General features: G+C 68.1%; 21 protein-coding genes. 13 read left to right on the top strand and 8 right to left on the bottom strand.

Annotated elements, in window-relative coordinates; translation table 11 throughout:
• Positions 1-183 precede the first annotated feature (183 nt).
• From J0I42_RS13180 to ssb, 3 genes are all read left to right on the top strand, one after another.
• Positions 184-1,179, top strand: coding sequence for an ABC transporter substrate-binding protein (locus J0I42_RS13180; protein WP_291655356.1), 996 nt, complete (start codon positions 184-186; stop codon positions 1,177-1,179).
• Complete coding sequence (locus tag J0I42_RS13175) at positions 1,176-2,033, top strand: ABC transporter permease (RefSeq protein WP_291655355.1); 858 nt, start codon at positions 1,176-1,178, stop codon at positions 2,031-2,033. Before J0I42_RS13180 ends, J0I42_RS13175 begins: the two co-directional genes overlap by 4 nt.
• 144 nt (positions 2,034-2,177) lie before the next feature.
• Positions 2,178-2,732: a single-stranded DNA-binding protein gene (ssb, locus tag J0I42_RS13170; protein ID WP_291655353.1), complete on the top strand. Its 555-nt coding sequence runs from the start codon at positions 2,178-2,180 to the stop codon at positions 2,730-2,732.
• Between the two features lie 87 nt (positions 2,733-2,819).
• On the opposite strand, the gene J0I42_RS13165 is transcribed toward ssb, so the two are convergent.
• Together J0I42_RS13165 and J0I42_RS13160 are read right to left on the bottom strand one after the other, a co-directional pair.
• A complete protein-coding gene (locus J0I42_RS13165) occupies positions 2,820-3,611 on the bottom strand; it encodes a class I SAM-dependent methyltransferase (RefSeq protein WP_291655351.1) in 792 nt (263 codons plus the stop codon).
• Positions 3,608-4,033 carry an NUDIX hydrolase gene (locus tag J0I42_RS13160; RefSeq protein WP_291655349.1) on the bottom strand — a complete coding sequence of 142 codons (426 nt, stop codon included), beginning with the start codon at positions 4,031-4,033 and terminating at the stop codon, positions 3,608-3,610. Before J0I42_RS13160 ends, J0I42_RS13165 begins: the two co-directional genes overlap by 4 nt.
• A gap of 143 nt (positions 4,034-4,176) precedes the next feature.
• Between J0I42_RS13160 and J0I42_RS13155 the strand changes: the two genes are divergently transcribed.
• The 10 genes from J0I42_RS13155 (at position 4,177) to J0I42_RS13110 (ending at position 13,011) form a co-directional block, all read left to right on the top strand.
• Positions 4,177-4,695 (top strand): GAF domain-containing protein, encoded by a 519-nt coding sequence (locus tag J0I42_RS13155; protein ID WP_291655347.1) that lies wholly within the window; start codon positions 4,177-4,179, stop codon positions 4,693-4,695.
• A gap of 7 nt (positions 4,696-4,702) precedes the next feature.
• On the top strand, positions 4,703-5,053 hold the full coding sequence (locus J0I42_RS13150) for a winged helix-turn-helix domain-containing protein (protein ID WP_291655345.1): 351 nt from the start codon (positions 4,703-4,705) through the stop codon (positions 5,051-5,053).
• A gap of 298 nt (positions 5,054-5,351) precedes the next feature.
• Positions 5,352-6,374, top strand: coding sequence for a tonB-system energizer ExbB (gene exbB / locus J0I42_RS13145; RefSeq protein ID WP_291655343.1), 1,023 nt, complete (start codon positions 5,352-5,354; stop codon positions 6,372-6,374).
• Between the two features lie 3 nt (positions 6,375-6,377).
• Positions 6,378-6,827: a TonB system transport protein ExbD gene (gene exbD / locus J0I42_RS13140; RefSeq protein WP_291655341.1), complete on the top strand. Its 450-nt coding sequence runs from the start codon at positions 6,378-6,380 to the stop codon at positions 6,825-6,827.
• Entirely contained in the window at positions 6,824-7,684 is an 861-nt protein-coding gene (locus J0I42_RS13135; RefSeq protein ID WP_291655339.1) for an energy transducer TonB family protein, read from the top strand. The genes exbD and J0I42_RS13135 overlap by 4 nt, the downstream gene beginning before the upstream one ends.
• A gap of 67 nt (positions 7,685-7,751) precedes the next feature.
• The gene (locus tag J0I42_RS13130) at positions 7,752-8,000 is read left to right on the top strand and encodes a hypothetical protein (RefSeq protein WP_291655338.1); all 249 of its coding nucleotides are present in this window, start codon (positions 7,752-7,754) and stop codon (positions 7,998-8,000) included.
• Positions 8,001-8,394: 394 nt separating this feature from the next.
• On the top strand, positions 8,395-9,600 hold the full coding sequence (locus J0I42_RS13125; protein ID WP_291655337.1) for an ABC transporter substrate-binding protein: 1,206 nt from the start codon (positions 8,395-8,397) through the stop codon (positions 9,598-9,600).
• A gap of 62 nt (positions 9,601-9,662) precedes the next feature.
• Positions 9,663-11,531 carry an ABC transporter permease gene (locus J0I42_RS13120; RefSeq protein WP_291655335.1) on the top strand — a complete coding sequence of 623 codons (1,869 nt, stop codon included), beginning with the start codon at positions 9,663-9,665 and terminating at the stop codon, positions 11,529-11,531.
• Positions 11,528-12,301 (top strand): ABC transporter ATP-binding protein, encoded by a 774-nt coding sequence (locus J0I42_RS13115; protein WP_291655334.1) that lies wholly within the window; start codon positions 11,528-11,530, stop codon positions 12,299-12,301. Before J0I42_RS13120 ends, J0I42_RS13115 begins: the two co-directional genes overlap by 4 nt.
• Positions 12,301-13,011, top strand: a complete 711-nt coding sequence (locus J0I42_RS13110; protein WP_291655332.1) for an ABC transporter ATP-binding protein — start codon at positions 12,301-12,303, stop codon at positions 13,009-13,011. Before J0I42_RS13115 ends, J0I42_RS13110 begins: the two co-directional genes overlap by 1 nt.
• Here the strand turns inward: J0I42_RS13110 and J0I42_RS13105 are convergent.
• From J0I42_RS13105 to modB, 6 genes are all read right to left on the bottom strand, one after another.
• A complete protein-coding gene (locus tag J0I42_RS13105) occupies positions 12,968-13,525 on the bottom strand; it encodes a MarR family winged helix-turn-helix transcriptional regulator (protein ID WP_291655331.1) in 558 nt (185 codons plus the stop codon). The two genes, J0I42_RS13110 and J0I42_RS13105, sit on opposite strands and share 44 nt — an antisense overlap.
• 244 nt (positions 13,526-13,769) lie before the next feature.
• Entirely contained in the window at positions 13,770-15,188 is a 1,419-nt protein-coding gene (locus tag J0I42_RS13100) for a M20 family metallopeptidase (RefSeq protein ID WP_291655330.1), read from the bottom strand.
• Between the two features lie 166 nt (positions 15,189-15,354).
• Positions 15,355-15,765: a Cu(I)-responsive transcriptional regulator gene (gene cueR, locus J0I42_RS13095; protein ID WP_291655328.1), complete on the bottom strand. Its 411-nt coding sequence runs from the start codon at positions 15,763-15,765 to the stop codon at positions 15,355-15,357.
• A gap of 1 nt (position 15,766) precedes the next feature.
• Positions 15,767-18,253 carry a heavy metal translocating P-type ATPase gene (locus tag J0I42_RS13090; protein ID WP_291655327.1) on the bottom strand — a complete coding sequence of 829 codons (2,487 nt, stop codon included), beginning with the start codon at positions 18,251-18,253 and terminating at the stop codon, positions 15,767-15,769.
• 101 nt (positions 18,254-18,354) lie between these two features.
• Positions 18,355-19,449, bottom strand: coding sequence for a molybdenum ABC transporter ATP-binding protein (modC, locus tag J0I42_RS13085; RefSeq protein WP_291655326.1), 1,095 nt, complete (start codon positions 19,447-19,449; stop codon positions 18,355-18,357).
• Positions 19,446-20,150 carry a molybdate ABC transporter permease subunit gene (gene modB, locus J0I42_RS13080; RefSeq protein ID WP_291655325.1) on the bottom strand — a complete coding sequence of 235 codons (705 nt, stop codon included), beginning with the start codon at positions 20,148-20,150 and terminating at the stop codon, positions 19,446-19,448. Before modB ends, modC begins: the two co-directional genes overlap by 4 nt.
• Positions 20,151-20,152 lie beyond the last annotated feature (2 nt).

Below are 20,152 nucleotides of genomic sequence, written 5' to 3'. Positions count from 1 at the left end.
ATCGCCTGTTGGGGTCCTGACGGGGGCTGACAGGGGCGGGCATCGCTTCGCCGGCCCGATTGCGCGATGGTCGATCGCGAGATGCCGGGCGGACGGATCAATTCGCCCGGTCCTGCGTTTCAGCGCGAGCTGCCAGTGCCACGGACCCGGCGGCGCCAGCCATGAGCGATCGGGGGAGCGACGATGATGAAAGCCCTTCTTGGAGCAGCAACCTTCGCGCTTGGCCTCGGCCTTGGTACCGCGGGCATGGCCTGCGAACTCGACAGACCGCTGAAGATGGCCGGGCTCGACTATGATTCCGCTGCCTTCCACACCGCCCTCGCCAGCGCGATCGCCGAGCGCGGGTTCGGCTGCAAGGTCGAGCGCGTTCCGGGCGTGATCGCGCCGCTGGTCAACGGGCTGGCGCGCGGCGATGTCGATATCGTCATGGAAATCTGGATGGCCAATCCTGTCGATGCCTGGGTGAAGGCGGCCGAGGCCGGCAAGGTCGAGCCGCTGGGTACCACCTTCCCGGATGCAAGCGAGGGCTGGTTCGTGCCGCGTTATCTCGTCTCCGGGCCGGACGCCAAGGCGCCGGACCTCCGGAAGCCCGAGGATCTCAAGCGCTACAAGGCCCTGTTCGCCGATCCGGAGGAACCGGGGAAGGGACGCTTCTACAATTGCGTCGCAGGCTGGGTCTGCGAAGGGATCAACACCAAGAAGCTCGCGGTCTACGGTCTCGCTGATGATTTCACCAATACGCGCGGCGGCTCGGGCGAGGCGCTGGTCGCCGCGATCGAGGCTGCGCTCAAGCGCCAGCGGCCGGTCGTGTTCTATTACTGGGGGCCGAGCTGGCTGCTCGGCGCCTATGATCTCGTCAAGCTGGAGGAGGCCCCCTTCGATCCCGCGATCTGGGCCGAGCTCAAGGCCAGCGACGCTCCCAAGCGCGCCACCGCCTATCCGACCAGCAAGGTCGTGATCGGCGCCAATGTCGATCTCGCGAAGAAGGCGCCGCAGCTCGCGACCTTCTTCAAGAGCTACGGCACGACCAGCGACGCGACCTCGAAAATGCTCGCCGAGGCCCGCGAGAAGGGCATCACGCCCGAGCAGCAGGCGCTCGTCTTCCTGAGGACGCAGGGCGAGATCTGGAAGAAATGGCTGCCCGCTGACGTGGCCGGCAAGGTTGCCGCGAGCCTGTGACGACCGCCTTGGTGCCGGATCTCGGCAAGGCGCTGCAGGGCTCCGTCAACCGGGCGGTCGATGCGCTCGTCACGGGCTATGGCGACCGGTTCGACGGGTTGAGCGCGGTGCTGACCGCGCCGGTGCGCCTTGTCGAGACGCTGCTTCACCATGTCCCGGTTCCCGCCTTTGCCCTGACGATCGCGATCGGCGCCTGGCTCGCGACACGCAGGATCGGCTTTGCTCTGACGATGGCGGCCCTGCCGCTGGCCCTGGCGGGACTCGGCGTCTGGGGCGAGGCGATGCAGTCGCTCGCTCTGGTCACTGTCGCCGTGGTGCTCGTCCTGCTGCTGGGCCTGCCGCTCGGTGTCGCGGCGGCGCGCCTGCCGCGGCTGGGGAGGGCGCTCGCGCCGCTCTACGACCTCATGCAGACCATCCCGAGCTTCGTCTACCTGATCCCGGTCGCGATGCTGCTCGGGCTCGGCCGTGCGCCGGCGCTCGTCGCGACGCTTGTCTATGCGCTGCCGCCCTTCGCCCGCCTGACCGAGCTCGGTCTGCGCGGCGTCGATGCCGGGCTGGTCGAGGCTTCGCGGGCGCTGGGCCTGCAGCCGCGCCAGACCTTCTGGCTGGTCGAACTGCCGCTGGCCCGGCCCACGATCCTGCAGGGGCTGAACCAGGCGATCATGATGGCACTGGCCATGGTCGTGGTCGCCTCGATGATCGGCGCCAAGGGGCTGGGCGAGGTCGTACTGCTCGGCCTGCAGCGCGCCGATCCAGGCCTTGGCTTCGTCGGCGGGCTCGGCATCGTCCTGCTGGCCGTGCTGCTCGACCGGATGGCGCAGGCGATCCTCGGCGCACGCCAGCCGCCGCAGTAGGCGTGGCCGAATCAGCGGGGGACAACCTTGCAATGATACTTGAACAAAACGAGAACATTCTTGATAATGCCTTCATCGGCCGATAGGGTTCGGCTCCGGTCACGAGGCCGGTTTGTGTGAAGTGCGCAGGAAACGGAGCCTGTCATGGCTGGTAGCGTCAACAAGGTCATTCTGGTCGGCAATCTCGGGCGCGACCCCGAAGTGCGTCGCCTCGGCAGCGGCGAGCCTGTCGTCAATCTGCGCATCGCCACCTCCGAGACCTGGCGCGACAAGCAGAGCGGCGAGCGCAAGGAGCGCACCGAGTGGCACTCGGTCGTGATCTTCAACGAGAACCTGGCGAAGGTGGCCGAGCAGTACCTGAAGAAGGGCTCCAAGGTTTACATCGAGGGCCAGCTCCAGACCCGGAAATGGCAGGACCAGTCCGGCGTCGAGAAATACACCACCGAGATCGTGCTGCAGCGCTTCCGCGGCGAGCTCACCATCCTCGACAGCCGCCAGGGCGGCTCGGACGAGTATGGCGAGGGCGGCGGCAGCAGCGGCGGCTACATGGACGACCGCTCGGGTGGCGGTGGCGGCTCCTTCGGCCGCTCCGGCGCGATGGGCGGTGGTGGCGGGGGTTCTCGTCAGCCGGCCATGTCGAGCGGCGGTGGCGGCGGGCGCTCGTCCTCCAGCCATCTCGACGACGACATCCCGTTCTAGGGCCTGGTTCCGGTTTCGGGCCGGGATGGTAGCGATGTTTTCAGAAGGGCCGGTTCTCGCACGGGAGCCGGCCTTTTCGGTCTTGGCTCACGGCCGCGCGACGACGAGGCGCAGCGAGCCGTCGAAACGCGGCTGCTGCCGCAGGAATCCGTACCGGGCATCCCAGGCGCCGGCCTCCAGGTCGTGGCGCAGCTTCCCGATCGAGGCGGCGTTTTCGGCCTCGCCGACGAAGCTCCAGGCCGAGCAGGCCGAGCGCGCGCCCGGATCGAGGAAGAGCTCCGGGCGGCCGTAATAGGCCTCGTTGAAGCCGTCGCGGCAGGCGAGCGGGATCGGCACCGCGACGATATCGACCTCGCCGCCGAGCACCGTGCCGATATGGCCGAGCGAGGGGTAGCGCCGCGCCTCGGTCGCCAAGACCTCCGGCGCGTAATGGTTGAGCCAGAAGGCCTGCACCAGCTCGGGATCGCAGGAGAGGATCGCGATCGGCCCGCGCGTGACGCGACGCATCTCGCGCAGGCCGGCGTCGAGATCGGCCCATTGATGGACGGTGAAGGTCGCCATGCTCGCGTTGAAATGCCCGTCGGGAAAGGGCAGGGCTTCTGCGGTCGCGTCGATCGCCGCGACGATATCGGCCGGGCGCTGCGCCCGCATCGAGGCGGAAGGTTCGACCGCCGTCATGTCACGCCCGCGTGGCTCGTAGGAACCGGCCCCAGCGCCGACATTGAGGACGCGCCGGGCCGGGCCGAGTGCCGCCTCGATCAGCGCGGCGATGGCGGGCTCCGGCTGGCGGTAGGAGGCGTAGCCGTGTCCGATGCGGCCGTAATCGGCATCGCCGGCGCTGCCATCCGCCCGGCGCGGGCTCGCGGTCAGATCGTTCATCGGGGTGTCTCCGTCGCCAGCGTGCGCCAAAGAGGGACCACATGCTCGCGCATCAGCGGGGCGAGGGGAAGCGTGGGGACCGTGCCGGGGTCGAGCCAGGTCATCTCGGCGATCTCCGCCGCCGGTTTCGGCTCTCCATCGAGAGGCAGGGTAAAGAGTTCGGCTTCGACCATGAAGCCGGGCTCATTGGCGGCCGGGGCCGCGAACTGCCCGCAATAGCGGCTCGCGCCCGGCCGGGCATCCAGACCAAGCTCTTCCTGCAATTCACGGACGAGCGCTTCCAACGGCCCCTCGCCGGGCTCTATCTTGCCGCCGGGCAGCATGAACCAGGTGGCTCCACGCTTTCGGACGAGCAGCAGCCGCTGTCGCCCGTCCGTCAGCAGGGCAGCTGCGATGCGAATGCGACGGGTATCTTCGATCAAGGCCGATTCCCTATCCGGTGAGGCGGGCGAGGAGTGGCACGATCAGGCAGACGCCGGGAAGACCCTTCGATGGCGCCGCCGGATCGATGATGGTAGGAACCGCCACCGGCTTCTGTCGGCGGGCTCAGGCGAGGCATCAGATCATGTTCGAGGCGCGCAGCATCGATAGCGGCAGCAAGCCGGACTTCTATCGCGAACTCGCGGGGCAGCTCGAAGCCCTGCTTGCCGGCGAAAGCGATCCGATTGCCAATGCTGCCAACACGTCCGCCCTGCTGTTCCAGATGATGCCGGACCTGAACTGGGCCGGCTTCTACATCATGCGATCAGGCGAGCTCGTGCTCGGCCCGTTCCAGGGCAAGCCGGCCTGCGTGCGCATTCCCGTCGGCAAGGGCGTCTGCGGCGCGGCCGTGGCGCAGGGGAAATCGATGCTGGTCGAGGATGTCCATGCCTTCCCCGGCCATATCGCCTGCGATGCGGCCTCGCGCTCGGAACTGGTCGTGCCGCTGCTTGGCCGCGACGGCGTCATCGGCGTGATCGATCTCGACAGCCCGTCGCCCGCGCGCTTCGACGCCGATGATCAGGCGGGCATCGAGCGCATCGCAGCGATCTGGCTCGCCGCCTGCGGCGAAGGCGCGCAGGCGGCCCTCGCCGAAGCCTCCTGAGGCCGCGGTGCCCTCGCTGAGCCTGCGCATCCAGCTCGACCCCGAAGGCCGGATCGGCCCCGGCAAGATCGCCCTGCTCGAGAACATTGCGACGCATGGCTCGATCTCGGCCGCCGGCCGGGCGATGGGGATGTCCTACAGGCGCGCCTGGGAACTGGTCGAGGAACTGAACTTGCTCTTCGGCAAGCCGGTCGTCGAGCGTCAGGTCGGCGGGCGCAATGGTGGCGGGGCGCAACTGACTGCTCTCGGCGAAGCGCTCATCCTGCGCTTTCGCGCGGTCGAGCAGGCTGCAGCCGAGGCTGCGGCCACGCATCTTGCCGCACTGCAGGCCGAGATCGACCGGCCCGAGCGCGGGTGATGGGCCGTCAGGCACATCGCGGCGGCGTCCTGCATCTGTCGAATAGCGGAAATGTGAAGGCTGTACCGGAGCACGGGCTGGGCTGACTCCGCGTCACCGTGCCCTGTCCGGCGAGCCGCTTTGCCTTGACATGCCGGCCGGATTCGAACAGGCGTATCGCATATGCAGCATCACCGCTGCAAGTCTTTTTTTGTAATGATTCCAATGAGGAAGCTGCCGGCACCCATGTGCTCGGCAGCAAGGTTGCGGAGCCGGTGAAGGCCGGGGCCGCGCTCCTCCGGAGAAGGCTGGATTTGTGATGATGCGCGCGTTCCGCCTGGCTCTCGTTGCGGTGAGCCTGTCCGTGGTAATGGCCCAGGCCCAGGTGCCTGGCGAGCCCGCTCCCCATGTACCGGTCGAGACGGCTCCGTCAGGAGCGCAGGCCCAGCCTGCCGCGCCGACAAATCCGCTTCCGCCTGCTCTGCCCCAGCTCGGCATCAACCCGCCCAGCGCCGCCCATCCGCCGATCACCGCCAGCGAAACTGCGACGCCCGTGGCGGCGCCGGCTGCAATGGCGACCCTGCCGCATGACCTGTCGCCGTGGGGCATGTTCATGGCGGCGGACATCGTCGTGAAGGGCGTGATGCTCGGGCTCGCCTTCGCCTCGCTGGTGACCTGGACGATCTGGCTCGCCAAGGCGACGGAACTCGCCGGAGCCAAGCGCTCGGCCGGCCGGGCGCTGCGACGCATCGAGGCGGCGGAGAACCTGAGCGAGGCAGCCAGCGCTGCCGCCGGCAAGAACGGCAAGCTGCGCGGCGCCGTCGGTCAGTTGCTCTCGGCGGCGCTCGCCGAGACGCGCCGCTCGGCCGATCTGGGCGAGGACGGTATCAAGGAGCGCGTCGCCATCGCGCTCTCGCGAATCGAGGCGCGCGCCGGTCGCGCGATGGCGCGCGGCACCGGTCTGCTCGCCACGATCGGCTCGACCGCGCCCTTCGTCGGCCTGTTCGGCACGGTCTGGGGCATCATGAATTCATTCATCGGCATCAGCCAGGCCAAGACCACCAATCTCGCCGTCGTCGCGCCGGGCATCGCCGAAGCGCTTCTGGCGACGGCGATCGGCCTCGTCGCGGCCATTCCGGCCGTCATCATCTACAACGTCTTCGCCCGCGCGATCACCGGCTATCGCGCCACGCTTTCCGATGCCTCGGGCGAGATACTGCGCCATCTCTCGCGCGATCTGGAACGCCACCGGCACGCCGCCGCACCTGCGCCGCGCGCGGCCTCGTCGTCCTCGGCTTCGGCCGCGAGCGTGGTGTCCGCACCGCTCGTCCCGGCGGAGTGAACCATGGGCGTTTCCCTCAAGGACCCGCAGGACGGCGACCTCGGCGAGGTCAGCGACATCAACGTCACGCCCTTCATCGACGTCATCCTCGTTCTGCTGATCATCTTCATGGTGGCCGCACCGCTCTCGACCGTCGACGTCGCGGTCGACCTGCCGGTCTCGAACGCGCAGCCTCAGCCCCGGCCGGACACGCCGATGTTCCTCACCGTGAAGGGCGATCTCTCGCTCGCCCTCGGCAACGACGCGGTGCCGCGCGAGGCCCTGCAGGCGGCGCTCGACCGGAAGACGAACAGCGATCGCGAGCAGCGGGTCTTCCTGCGGGCCGATGGCAGCGTCGCCTATAGCGAGCTGATGAATGTCATGAACCTGCTGCGCAACGCCGGCTATCTCAAGATCGCGCTGGTCGGCCTGGAGGATACCGGGCAGGGCGCGCCCGCGGAGCCGAAGCCATGAGCGTCGAGCGCTCGTCACTTTCCCGCTTCGCCCCGGCGGCCCTGCGCTGGAGCCTTGCCGCCTTCGTCGTTGCGGGCGCCCATGGCACCGCCGGCTGGGTCGTCGCCAACTGGCAGCGCGCCGAGGCGGCGATGGGAGCCCCCCCGGCCGCGGTGATGATCGAGCTTGCGCCGCTCGCGGTCGCGCCGGAGGCCCCGGCGCAGGAGGTCGCGCCCGGACCCGAGATGGCGGAAGCGCAGCCGGAGCCCGAACCGCCGCTGCCCGACTCGGTCGAGCAGCCCGATGTGATCGAGCCGCCGCCGGAGCCGGAGCCCGTCGCGATTCCCGAACCGGAGATCAGGATTCCCGAATTGCCGCCGCTGCCGGATGCCGCGGCCGTCCTGACACCGCCTCCGAAGGAGCAGCCGAAGCAGCCTCCGCCGGAGAAGCCCAAGCCGAAGCCCAAACCCAAGATCGTCGAGAAGAAGAAGCCGATCCGGCCCGACAAGCCGAAAGCCGAGCAGACCTCCGCGCCGGTTGCACAGGCACAGGCAGCCCCGCGCGCGGCCGCTCCCAACTCCGGAGCTTCCTCGCCATCGCCGGCTGCGACGGCGAGCTGGCGCGGCTCGCTGATGGCGCATCTCAACCGCTACAAGCGCTTCCCCGGCGGCGCGAGCCCGGGCACGGTCCAGGTCGCCTTCAGCATCGACCGTGGCGGCCGCGTGCTCTCGGCGCGGCTCGTGCGCGGTTCGGGCGATGCGTCGCTGGACGAGGAGGCGGTCGCGATGATCCGCCGCGCCAATCCGGTTCCGGCCCCGCCGGACGGCCTCGGCAGCGGCGCGATCGCGCTGACTGTCCCGATCAAGTTCTCGCGCTAGGCTGGTTGCGGGAACCGGAGATGCCGTCCATGCGTAGGACGGGAAGACCTGCGAGAGGAGAAGCGCGATGACGATCATCAGGCTTGCAACCGGCGCGATGCTGGCTCTCGCACTGAGCGGCTGCGTCACCACCGAGGCCGAATACCGGGCCATGGACGAGCAGCGCTGCCGCTCCTTCGGCTTCCGCGCGCCGGGCGAGGCCTTCTCGAACTGCCTGCTGCAGCTCGATCTCGATCGCGCGGCGGAGCGGCGCTATCGCTTCGACCGCTTCGATGCCTCCTTCGGCGGTCCTTGGGGCTATGGCCGGCGCTGGTAGGCAGGGGCCTTCCAGGCAAGAAAAAAGGGCCGCGCCGGAAGCGCAGCCCAAGTCTAGGGAGGAAACGCCCAAGAAGGGCGACGCAGCATCTCTGCTGCGATGCAATCTAAATAGGGAGGCTTTGCTCCGCCTGCAAGATCAAAAGGGCAGCATCGCTGACTTATTTTTGAGCGACCTGTTTCCTCAATGAAATCAGTCTCTTTTGAGATTTTCGTACAAGGCCGTACGAACTGCCGTCAGGCTTGCGCGCTTCTGCTGCATTGCAAGAATGGCAGATTGACACGCGGCTCGATCTGCCTATTCATATGCATGCAAATGAATTTCGCTCCACCTGCCCCGGTGTGAGCGGTATCGACGCGGATTGCAGCCGCAGCGAGGCGAAGGACTTAACCTCATGCAGATCGATCGTCGCAGTTTCGTCGCGGGCACGCTGGCCCTCGGCGTTCCCCAGCTGGTGCGTGCCCAGGGCGCAGGTCCGATCCGCATCGGCGAGGTCAACTCCTATACCGCCCAGCCGGCCTTCCTGAAACCCTACCGGCAGGCCTGGGAGCTGGCTCAGGAGCAGATCAACGCGGCCGGCGGCGTGCTCGGCCGCAAGCTCGAGACGGTCTTCCGCGACGATGCCGGCAAGCCCGAGGATGCGGTGCGCCACGCCGCCGATCTCGCCACCGCCGAGAAGGTCGATATCATCGCCGGCGGCTTCCTCTCCAATGTCGGCTTGGCGCTTGCCGACTATGCCAACCAGAACAAGCGGCTCTATGTCGCCTCCGAGCCTCTGGCCGACGCGCTCGTCTGGTCGAAGGGCAATCGCTACACCTTCCGCCTGCGGCCCTCGACCTATATGCAGGCCGCGATGCTGGTCGAGGAGGCGGCGAAGCTCCCGGCCAAGAAATGGGCGATCGTCGCGCCGAACTACGAGTACGGCCAGTCGGCGGTGAAATGGTTCAAGGAATTGCTGCTGAAGGCGCGCCCCGACGTGACCTTCGTCGCCGAGCAGTTCCCGGCGCTCGGCCGCATCGATGCCGGCGCCACCGTACAGGCGCTGGAGGCGGCCAAGCCGGAGGCGATCTTCAACGTCACCTTCGCGGTCGACCTCGCCAATTTCGTCCGTGCCGGCAATACGCGCGGCCTGTTCGAAGGCCGTCAGGTCGTCTCGATGCTGACCGGCGAACCGGAATATCTCGATACGCTCGGCGCCGAGACGCCGGAAGGCTGGATCATCACCGGCTACCCCCATGCGGATCTGCAGACGCCGGAGCACGTCAGGTTCCGCGACGCCTATAAGGCGAAGTACAACGACTATCCGCGACTGGGCTCTGTCGTCGGTTACGAGACGGTGCAGGCCATCGCGGCGGCGCTGGCGAAGGCCGGCTCGACCGATAACGAGAAGCTGGTCGACGCCTTCGAGGGGCTCAAGTTCGGTTCGGCCTTCGGCCCGATCGAGTTCCGCAAGATCGATCATCAGTCGACGCTCGGGGCCTATGTCGGCAAGAGCGCGCTGAAGAACGGCAAGGGCGTGATGGTCGACTGGAGCTATCGCGACGGCGGCAAATACCTGCCGAGCGACGACGAGGTCCGCAAGCTGCGGCCGGCTGTTTGACCTTGCATGACATGGAGCGCGGCGCTACCGCCTGAGGGCTGTAGCGTTGCGCCCGAGACGACATGCTTGATCTCGTCCTCACCCAGACCCTGAACGGCCTGGCCTCGGCGTCGTCGCTGTTCCTGGTGGCGTGCGGACTGTCGATCATCTTCGGCGTCACGCGCATCGTGAACTTCGCCCATGGCTCGCTCTACATGCTGGGCGGCTATCTGGCCTTCACGCTGGTGACCTGGCTCGGCCCGGCCGATCCGCTCGGCTTCTGGGGCGGCGTCATCCTCGCCGTCCTGCTCACCGGTCTTGCCGGTGTGCTGATCGAGGTCCTGATCCTCCGGCGGATCTATCAGGCGCCGGAGCTGTTCCAGCTGCTCGCGACCTTCGGCGTCGTGCTGATGCTGCAGGACATCGCGCTGGCGACCTGGGGACCGGAGGACAAGCTCGGCCCGCGCGCGCCGGGCTTCCGCAGCTTCGTCATCCTGTTCGACAACCGCTTCCCGAGCTACGAGCTTTTCCTGATCGCGGTCGGGCCGGTCGTGCTCGGCCTGATCTGGCTCTTGTTCCACCGGACGCGCTGGGGGGTGCTGATCCGGGCGGCAACGCAGGATCGCGAGATGGTCAGCGCGCTCGGCGTCAACCAGCGCCTGCTCTTCACCTCGGTCTTCGCCTTCGGCGCGGCTCTGGCGGGGCTCGGCGGCGCGCTCCAGCTGCCGCGCGAGGCGATCAATCTTCACATGGACCTCTCCATGATCGCCGAGGTCTTCGTGGTCGTGGTCGTCGGCGGGCTCGGCAGCGTGACCGGCGCCTATCTCGCCGCCGTGCTGATCGGCGTGCTCCACGCCTTCGGCATCCTGGTCCTGCCGAAGATCACGCTGGTGCTGGTCTTCCTGGTGATGGCGGCGGTGCTGATCGTCCGCCCGCATGGCTTGCTCGGCAAGGCAGGCGTCGAGCCGCGCGGCCATGCCGGCCAGCTCTTCCTGCTGCGCCCGGCCGACGGTGCGGCGAAGGTCTTCGGCCTTGTCGCGCTCGGAATGCTGGTGCTGGCGCCCTTGGTCGTGCCTGATCATGTCATCCTGACCCTGACCGACCTCGTTATCTTCGCGGTCTTCGCCGCCTCGCTGCATCTGCTGATGGGGCCGGGCGGCATCACCTCCTTCGGCCATGCCGCCTATTTCGGCCTCGGCGCCTATGGCGCGGCGCTGGCGGTGAAATGGCTGGGCAGCCCGATGGAGGAGGCGCTGATGCTGGCGCCATTGATGGCCGGCATCGCCGGGGCGATCTTCGGCTGGTTCTGCGTCCGGCTCTCGGGCGTCTATCTGGCCATGCTGACGCTGGCCTTCGCGCAGATCGCCTGGGCGACGGCCTTCCAATGGGTCGACCTCACCGGCGGCGACAACGGCATCCTCGGCGTCTGGCCCTCGGTCTGGGCGGTGCCGAAGACCGCGTTCTACTATCTCGCGCTCGCCATCGCCGTGATCGTGATCGTCGCGCTCCGCGTCATCATCTTCGCGCCCTTCGGCTATGCCTTGCGCGCCGGGCGCGACAGCCCCTTGCGGGCCGAGGCGATCGGCCTCGATGTCGGGCGCCTGCAATGGGCTGCCTTCACCATCGCTGCGGTCGCCGCCGGTATTGCGGGAGGCCTCTTCGCCTTCTCGAAGGGCTCGGTCTTCCCGACCTATATGGCGATTCCGCGCTCGGTCGATGCCTTGCTGATGGTGTTGCTCGGCGGTGTGCAGACGGTGGCCGGGCCGGTCGTTGGCGCCTTCGCCTATATGGGCCTCAACGAGCAGTTGATGAAGCTGACGGCCTATTGGCGCTTCGTGCTCGGCCTCTCGATCGTGCTGCTGGTCGTGCTGTTCCCGCGTGGCCTCGTCGGCACCTGGCTGTACTGGCGCGCCCGGCGCGAGAGCGCCGCGCAAGCGACGGCGGCAGCATGAGCGCGCCCATGCCCCCGGTGCTGGAAACCCGCGATCTCGCCAAATCCTTCGGCGGTGTGAAGGCGGTCGACGGCGTGTCCTTCTCGGCGGAGGCCGGCAGGCTGGTCGCGCTGATCGGCCCGAACGGCGCCGGCAAGACGACCTGCTTCAACATGCTGAACGGGCAGCTCAAGCCCGATCGCGGCGAGGTGCTGCTGGCTGGCAAGCCGATCACCGGGCTCGCACCGCGTAAGGTCTGGCGTCTCGGCGTCGGCCGGACCTTCCAGATCACCGCGACCTTCGCCTCGATGACCGTGCGCGAGAATGTCCAGATGGCGCTGATCTCGCATGCCGGGAAAAGCTGGCGCCTGTTCGGCCGTGCCGACCAGCGCCGCCTCGAACCGGCGAATGCGCTGCTCGACCAGGTCGGCATGACCGCGCAAGCCGAGCGTGCCTGCGGCGTGCTTGCCTATGGCGATCTCAAGCGCGTCGAGCTTGCCATCGCGCTCGCCAACGCGCCGAAACTCCTGCTGATGGACGAGCCGACTGCCGGCATGGCCCCGCAGGAGCGCATCGCCCTGATGGCGCTGACCGCCCGCATCGCCCGGCAGCGCGGCATCGCGGTGCTCTTCACCGAGCACGACATGGATGTCGTCTTCGCTCATGCCGACAGCGTACTGGTGCTCGACCGCGGCCGATTGATCGCATCCGGCACCAGCGCAGAGGTCCGCAACGACCCGCAGGTGCGCGCGGTCTATCTCGGCTCCGGCGCGACCTCGGGAGGGCATTGATGACGGCGCTCCTCCAACTCGCGGGCGTCGAGGCCTGGTATGGTCGCGCCAAGATCCTGCACGGCGTCGGCTTTTCGGTCGGGGCAGGCGAGGTCGTCGCGCTGATGGGGCGCAATGGCGCCGGCAAGTCGACGACCATGAAGACGGTAATGGGGCTGGTGCCCGAGCCGCAGGGCTCAATCCGCTTCGAAGGCAAGGAGGTCGCCGGACGCGAACCTTTCCAGATCGCCCGGCTCGGCATCGGCTACGTGCCGGAGGATCGGCGCGTTTTCTCGGAATTGACCGTGATGGAGAATCTCGAAGTCGGCCGCCAGCCGTCCCGCACGGGCGCTCCGCACTGGACGCCGGAGCGGCTGTTCGATCTCTTCCCTAATCTCGGCCGCATGCGCGACCGGCCGGGTGGCGCCATGTCCGGCGGCGAGCAGCAGATGCTGACCATCGCCCGTACGCTGATGGGCAATCCGCGCCTGCTGCTGCTCGACGAGCCCTCGGAGGGGCTGGCGCCGGTGATCGTCGAGGCGATGGCGAAGGCCATCCGCGTGCTGAAAGGCGAGGGGTTGTCCGTGCTGCTCTCGGAGCAGAACCTGCATTTCGCCGGCAGCATCGCCGACCGTGCCGTCATCATCGAGAAGGGGCTGATCCGTTTCGACGATACGATGGCGGCGCTCAAGGCCGACGAGGCGGCGCGGAGCCAATATCTGGCGGTTTGAAGCCCGAGAGCAGGCGCCGCATCGTCTCGAGCAGCGGCTCGACCTCGCGCTCCGCCATCGGATCGAGCGCTGCGACGGTGATCGCCTTGGCGCGGGCAACATACTCCGGCAGCAGTTCGCGGCCGCGCTGGCCGAGCTGCACCAGCACGCGGCGCTTGTCATCGGGATCGTGCAGGCGCTCGACCAGCCCGCGTTCGGCGAGTCGCGTCACCACGCCCCGGATCGTGGCCGGGTCCATTGCCGTCATGCGGCCGAGCTGGTTCTGGGAGATCCGACCGTCGACGGCGAGCCGGCATAGCACCGCGAATTGCGGCGGCGTCGGCCCGTCCGCGCCCATCATCTCCAGGAACATCGCGACATAGCGTTGCTGCATCTGCCGGAGCAGGAAGCCGAACTGCTCGTCCAGCACATAGCCGGCGAGATCGACGGGCTCGGGAATCGTGGAATCGGCCTGGCCGCTGGCCGTGCGGTGATGCCGGCCAAGCCCTTCTTCCGATTCCTCTGCGCGATCCATGCTGGCTCCGGGTGGGCGATTCTGCCGGCTGGCGGCAAAGGCGCATTCTCCGGGATCATATGTGTTCGTTCAATCGGCCTGTGGAGATTGAAGCTCAAACAAAAAAGTCATCCCGGGCGACCGCAGGGAGACCCGGGATCCATTCCGGAACGCTTCCTGGGAAGCTTCAGGCATGGATCCCGGATCTCCGCTGCGCTTCGTCCGGGATGACGCGTGTCTTCTGGATGATGACGAGGGCCGAGGATCAGCCCAGCGACATCGTCAGCGGCGGCTTCACTTCGGGGGGCAGCGGCGAGGTGTAGCCTTCCTTGCCGAGTCGCGCCTTGTGATCGGCCTTGGCGGCGGCCATCAGGGCGGGATCGCTCAGCACGGCTGCGCCGGTCGCGGCCATCGCCTTGGCGACATGGACCATCGCCTTGTGCGCGGCCGGCGACTTGCCCTGCGCCACCACCTGCCAGGTGTGGAACGGCGTGCCCATCGCGACCGTCGGCGCATGGGCCTGTACGGTCGGCACCGCCCAGCTCACGTCGCCGATATCGGTCGAGCCGATCGCCGGGTTGCGCTTGGCGTCGCGCGGCACGAGGAAGTCGGCGAGCGGCGCGCCGGTATCGGGCATGCCGATCGTGCGCCAGATCGAGGCGATCTCCTGCGGCGAGAGCGTGCCGCGGATCTTCTCGGCATAGGCCTTGTCCGCATCGTCGAAATGCGGCGCTCCGAGTTCACCCATCACCTTGTGCATCGCTTCTTCGAGCGGCGTGTTGGCGACCAGATCGGAAACGGCGCTGACGATGCGCATCTCCATCTTGGTTTCCGTCATCAGCGCCGCGCCTTCGGCGATCTTCTTCACGCGCTGGACCAACTCCAGCATGCCGCGCAGGTCACGGGCGCGGATGGAATAACGGACGCGCGCGTGGGCCTGGACGACGTTCGGCGCGATGCCGCCGGTGTCCAGCAGCGCATAATGGACACGCGCATCGGAGGGCATGTGCTCGCGCATGTAGTTGACGCCGACACTCATCAGCTCGACGGCATCGAGCGCCGAACGGCCGAGATGCGGCGCAGCGGCGGCATGCGAGGCGCGGCCGGTGAAGACGAAATCGGCGCGGGTATTGGCCAGGGCGAGCGCCGGAGCAACCTCCCAGAAGCTCGACGGATGCCAGGAGATCGCGACATCGGCGTCGTCGAAGGCGCCGGCGCGGACCATGAAGGCCTTGGCGGCGCCGCCTTCCTCGGCCGGGCAGCCGTAATAGCGCACGCGACCGGGGATCTTGTTCTCGGCGAGCCACTCCTTCATCGCCACCGCTGCGAGCATCGCGGCCGAGCCGAGCAGGTTATGGCCGCAGCCATGGCCGTGACCGTTGGTCTCGATTTCCTTGTGCTCGGAAGCGCCGGCTTCCTGCGAGAGGCCGGGGAGGGCGTCGTATTCGCCGAGGAAGGCGATGACCGGGCCGCCTTCGCCGGCCTCGCCGATCACGGCGGTCGGGATGTCGGCGACATTCTCGGTGATCCTGAAGCCCTGGTGCTTCAATTCGGCGATATGCTCGGCGACCGAGCGCTTCTCGGTGTAGCACACCTCCGGCATGCCCCAGACCCGGTCGGAGAGCGCGATCAGGCGCTCCTTGTTCGCATCGACATGTCGCCAGAGATCGTTTCGATTGTCCATTGTCGTTCCGCCTGGAGAACGCCTTGGCGCTCCCCGTCTTTCGTTGAGAGGCGGATTCCCCGGCGGGGCCGATGTGGCCGGGCCGGACCCGCCTCTGGTGGGCCGCGGCATATGAGCAATCCCGCACCGCCCCGTCCAGACATTCAGCGCATGGCGGAGCAGCGTCTCAGGCCTTGGCCTGCGTCGGCGCGCTCGCTGCGAAGTCGGCCAGGATCGGGCAATCCGGGCGATGGTCGCCGTGGCAATGCGTCGCCAGATGCCGCAGCGTGTCGGCCATGGCCTTGAGCTCGGCCGCCTTTTCCTCGAGTTCGCGCACATGCGCCATGGCGAGGTTCTTCACATCGGCGCTGGCACGGCTCTTGTCGCGCCAGAGCGCCAGCAACTCGCGCGTCTCCTCCAGCGAGAAGCCGAGATCGCGCGAGCGGCGCACGAAGCGCAGGGTGTGCACGTCGTCATCGGCATAGACGCGATACTGCGCGGCGGTGCGGGCGGGCGGGGTGATCAGGCCGATGCTCTCGTAATAGCGGATCATCTTGGCGCTGACGCCGGAGCGGGTCGCCGCTTCGCCGATATTCATCTCAGGCCTCCACCTTGAAGCGCTTCAACCGCAGCGCATTGCTGACGACGCTGACGCTCGACAGCGCCATGGCGAGCCCGGCGAAAACCGGCGAGAGCAGGATGCCGAAGGCCGGATAGAGCACGCCGGCCGCAACCGGGATCAGCAGGGCATTGTAGCCGAAGGCCCAGGCGAGATTCTGGCGGATGTTGGAAATCACCGCCTGCGACAGCGCGATCGCACGGGGCACGCCCATGACGTCGCCGGACATCAGCACGACATCGGCGCTCTCGATCGCGATATCGGTACCGGTGCCGATGGCGATGCCGACATCGGCCTGAGCGAGGGCAGGCGCGTCGTTGATGCCGTCGCCGACGAAGGCGACCTTGCTTCCGTCCTTCTGCAGGCGCTTCACCACCTCGGCCTTGTCGGTCGGCAGAACCTCGGCCCGGACCTCGTCGATGCCCAGGCTGCGCGCGACCGCTTCCGCCGTGCGCCGGTCGTCGCCGGTCACCATCACGACCTTGAGGCCGAGCCTGTGCAGGGCGGCGATGGCCGCAGGCGTGGTCTCCTTGACGGCGTCGGCGACGGCAATGACGGCGGCGATCCGGCCGTCGATCGCGGCATAGAGCGGGGTCCTGCCGGCTTCGGCCAGCGCCTTGGCGCGGGCGGAGAAGGGAGCGATGTCGAGCTTGGCGTCTTCCATCAGGCGGTGGCCACCGATCGCGACCTTGCGGCCCTCGACCGTTGCGGTGACACCGCGGCCGGGATCGCTGGTGAAATCGGCCGGCTCGGCGAGCGCGAGCCCGCGTGCCTTGGCGGCGGCGACCAGTGCCAGTGCCAGCGGATGCTCCGAGCGGTTCTCGGCCGAACCGACGAGGCGCAGCACCTCGTCGGCGCCGAAGCCATTCGCCGGCTCGAGATCGGTGAGTTCGGGCTTGCCCCTGGTCAGCGTGCCCGTCTTGTCGAACGCGACGATCTGCACGTCCTTCAAGGCCTGCAGGGCGTCGCCCTGGCGGAACAGGATGCCGAGCTCGGCGCCGCGGCCGGTGCCGACCATGATCGAGGTCGGTGTGGCCAGGCCCATGGCGCAGGGGCAGGCGATGATCAGCAGCGCGACGGCATTGACCAGCGCATGCGACAGGGCCGGGCTCGGGCCGAAGGCCAGCCAGACGGCGAAGGTCAGCAAGGCCAGCCCGATCACGACCGGGACGAACCAGAGCGTCACGCGGTCGACCAGCGCCTGGATCGGCAGCTTGGCGCCCTGCGCGGCCTGCACGGTCCGCACGATCTGGGCGAGCAGCGTGTCGGAGCCGACCTTCCGGGCGGTGAAGCGCAGCGCGCCGGAGCCGTTGACGGTACCGCCGGTGACGGTGCTGCCGGCCTCCTTGCGGACGGGGGCGGGCTCGCCGGTGATCATCGATTCATCGACGAAGGAGCTGCCGTCCGTGACCTCGCCATCGACCGGGACACGCTCGCCCGGCCTGAGGATGACGATGTCGCCGGGGCGCACGCTGTCGACGGCAACATCGCTCTCGACGCCGTCACGCAGCACGCGCGCGGTCTTGGGCTGGAGCGCGATCAGGCTGCGGATGGCGGCCCCGGTCCGGCCCTTGGCGCGGGTCTCGAACCAGCGCCCGAGCAGGATCAGCGTCACGATCACCGCGCCGGATTCGAAATAGGTGCCGTCAGTACCGGCCGGCATCAGGTCCGGCAGGAAGGTCGCGACGCTCGAATAGAGATAGGCCGCGCCGGTGCCGAGCATGACCAACGAGTTCATGTCGGGCGCCAGCCGCAGCAGCGCCGGGAACCCCTTGCGCAGGAAGACGAGGCCCGGCCCGAACTGGACGATGGTCGCCAGCACGAAGGAGAAGACGCGCACGTTCCACTCGCCGAAGGTCCCGGCGAGCCAGTGGTGCAGGGCAGGAACCATGTGGCTGCCCATCTCGACGACGAGCAGCGGCAGCGTCAGCAGGCCGGCGAGGATGACGGAGCGCAGCAGCTTGCCTTGCTCCTCATCCTTGGCCGCCTGCTGGCGCGTTGTGGCGTCGCCATCGGTCGCGACGACCGGGCTCGCCTCATACCCGGCGCCGGCCACCGCCTTGACGAGGGCCGGGACGATATCGTCGCCGGCAAGCGCCTTCACGCTGGCGCGCTCGGTCGCGAGGTTCACGGTCGCCGCGACCACGCCCGGAACGGCACTCAGGGCCTTCTCGACATGGCCGACGCAGGAGGCGCAGGTCATGCCCGAGACCGACAACTCGATCGTGTTCTCGACCGGGGTGTAGCCACTCTGGCGGACTGCCGCCTCGATTTGCTTGAGGTCGGTTCCGCCCTTGGCGAAGCTGACATGCGCTCGCTCGGTCGCGAGATTGACCGAGACGGTATCTACGCCGGGCACGGCCTTGATGGCGCGCTCGACATGGGCGACGCAGCTCGCGCAGGTCATGCCTTCGACGCCCAGATCGAGGGTTTCGAGGTCGTTCCCGCTTCTATCGATGACCGTCATCGCCGTCTCCTTCTGGTGATGACAGGCGATATAGTCCTTCCCATGATGGGAAGGTCAAGCTTCGCTCCATGACTTTTTGGGAAGGTTGTATAGCGCCCGTTTCAGGGCATCTCGACGGAGACGCTCTTGATCACCGCCTGAACCGGCTTGCCGGGCGCCAGGCCGAGCAGGGCGACGGATTTTGCCGTCAGGCGCGCCGCAAGCTTCGCCTCGCCGCAAGCGATGAGCAGATGCACGATGCTGCCCCCCGCGCCACTGCGTTCGCCGATATCGGAGACCGTGCCCGGCAGCACGTTGAGCGCGCTGATCCCGGCCGGTTGGCCGAGGCTGAGCATCACATCACTGGCGAGGATGCGGATCTTGATCCGCTGGCCCTGCCGCAAGGCGCCGCGCGCGATCGTCAGCGGCCCTGCCGGGGTCGTGAGCCGCGCCAGCCCGAATGCCTCCTCGAAACCCACGACCTCTGCGGAGAGCAGCGTACTCGCCTCCGGCGCACCGGGCCGTGCGGCCAGATCGGGCCGCGAGAGGATGTCTGCCGTCGGGCCACAAGCGGCGACGCGCCCGTTCTCTATCATGGCGACGGTGGTGGCGAGGCGCGCGACTTCCGCCAGCGCATGCGAGACATAGACAATCGGGATGCCGGCCTCGTCGCGCAGGCGCTCGATATGCGGCAGGATCTCGGCCTTGCGGGCCTCGTCGAGCGCTGCCAGCGGTTCGTCCATCAGGAGCAGGCGCGGCTGCGCCAGCAGGGCGCGGCCGATGGCGACGCGCTGCTTCTCGCCGCCGGAGAGCGCGCCCGGGCGGCGGCGCAGCAGATGGCCGATGCCGAGCAGCTCCAGCACCTTGTCGAGCTCGGCCGGCCTGCGCTGGGCTCGCGGCACGAACCAGTGCCCGAACAGAAGGTTCTGCCGCACGGTGAGATGGGGAAACAGCCGCGCCTCCTGGAAGACATAGCCGATGCGCCGGCGGTGCTTCGGCAGGACAATGCCGCGCCCGGTATCGACCAGCGTCTCGCCATCGACGCGGACATGGCCGGAATCGGGTCGGATCAGCCCGCCGATGACATTGACCAGCGAGGTCTTGCCCGAGCCCGAGCTGCCGAACAGGGCGGTCAGGCGCCCGTCGGAGGTGAAGGAGGCATCGAGCGTGAAGTCGCCGAGCTTGTGGCGGACCGCGATGTCGAGGACGGGGGTCATTCGACGGCGATCCGGCGGCCGACGATGCGGGCCATCAGTTCGGATAGGAAGAGCGCCGCGACCGAAATCGCGATCGAGATCAGTGTCAGGCGCAGCGCGCCGGCATCCCCGCCGGGAACTTGCGTGAAGGTATAGATCGCGGAGGGCAGGGTCTGCGTCTCGCCGGGAATGTTGGAGACGAAGGTGATCGTCGCGCCGAATTCGCCCATCGCCTTGGCGAAGCACAGGATCATGCCGGCGATGATGCCGGGCAGGCAGAGCGGCAGCGTCACGACGACGAAGACCCAGATCGGGCTTGCGCCCAATGTCCCGGCGGCGGATTCGAGCTTGCGGTCGACGGCCTCGATCGAGAGCCGGATTGCGCGCACCATCAACGGGAAGCCCATCACGGCGCAGGCCAGAGCCGCGCCAGTCCAGCGGAAGGACAGCACGATCCCGAACCAGTCATAGAGAAACTGTCCGATCGGCCCGCGCCGGCCGAAGCCGACGAGCAAAAGATAGCCCGTCACCACCGGGGGCAGGATCAACGGCATATGGACGATGGCGTCGAGCAGGGACTTGCCCCAGAAGCGCCCGCGCGCCAGCAGCAGGCCGACCGCGAGCCCCAGCGGGAGGCTCGCGATCATGGCGGTCGTCGCGACGATGAGGCTGAGCCTCACCGCCGTCCATTCTTCAGGAGATAGCGTAAGCCAGTCGGTCACGA

The sequence above is a fragment of the Allobosea sp. genome, assembly GCF_017308015.1.
In the GTDB taxonomy this organism is placed as follows: domain Bacteria; phylum Pseudomonadota; class Alphaproteobacteria; order Rhizobiales; family Beijerinckiaceae; genus Allobosea.
Note: the sequence above shows the minus strand (reverse complement) of the source record. Positions and strands in the feature narration are given on the sequence as shown.

Coding starts and splice junctions, on each gene's coding strand:
- J0I42_RS13180 (WP_291655356.1), top strand. CDS start 184: ATGATGAAAGCCCTTCTTGGAGCAGCAACCTTCGCGCTTGGCCTCGGC.
- ssb (WP_291655353.1), top strand. CDS start 2,178: ATGGCTGGTAGCGTCAACAAGGTCATTCTGGTCGGCAATCTCGGGCGC.
- J0I42_RS13165 (WP_291655351.1), bottom strand. CDS start 3,611: ATGAACGATCTGACCGCGAGCCCGCGCCGGGCGGATGGCAGCGCCGGC.
- J0I42_RS13155 (WP_291655347.1), top strand. CDS start 4,177: ATGTTCGAGGCGCGCAGCATCGATAGCGGCAGCAAGCCGGACTTCTAT.
- exbB (WP_291655343.1), top strand. CDS start 5,352: ATGATGCGCGCGTTCCGCCTGGCTCTCGTTGCGGTGAGCCTGTCCGTG.
- exbD (WP_291655341.1), top strand. CDS start 6,378: ATGGGCGTTTCCCTCAAGGACCCGCAGGACGGCGACCTCGGCGAGGTC.
- J0I42_RS13135 (WP_291655339.1), top strand. CDS start 6,824: ATGAGCGTCGAGCGCTCGTCACTTTCCCGCTTCGCCCCGGCGGCCCTG.
- J0I42_RS13130 (WP_291655338.1), top strand. CDS start 7,752: ATGACGATCATCAGGCTTGCAACCGGCGCGATGCTGGCTCTCGCACTG.
- J0I42_RS13125 (WP_291655337.1), top strand. CDS start 8,395: ATGCAGATCGATCGTCGCAGTTTCGTCGCGGGCACGCTGGCCCTCGGC.
- J0I42_RS13120 (WP_291655335.1), top strand. CDS start 9,663: ATGCTTGATCTCGTCCTCACCCAGACCCTGAACGGCCTGGCCTCGGCG.
- J0I42_RS13115 (WP_291655334.1), top strand. CDS start 11,528: ATGAGCGCGCCCATGCCCCCGGTGCTGGAAACCCGCGATCTCGCCAAA.
- J0I42_RS13110 (WP_291655332.1), top strand. CDS start 12,301: ATGACGGCGCTCCTCCAACTCGCGGGCGTCGAGGCCTGGTATGGTCGC.
- J0I42_RS13105 (WP_291655331.1), bottom strand. CDS start 13,525: ATGGATCGCGCAGAGGAATCGGAAGAAGGGCTTGGCCGGCATCACCGC.
- J0I42_RS13100 (WP_291655330.1), bottom strand. CDS start 15,188: ATGGACAATCGAAACGATCTCTGGCGACATGTCGATGCGAACAAGGAG.
- cueR (WP_291655328.1), bottom strand. CDS start 15,765: ATGAATATCGGCGAAGCGGCGACCCGCTCCGGCGTCAGCGCCAAGATG.
- J0I42_RS13090 (WP_291655327.1), bottom strand. CDS start 18,253: ATGACGGTCATCGATAGAAGCGGGAACGACCTCGAAACCCTCGATCTG.
- modC (WP_291655326.1), bottom strand. CDS start 19,449: ATGACCCCCGTCCTCGACATCGCGGTCCGCCACAAGCTCGGCGACTTC.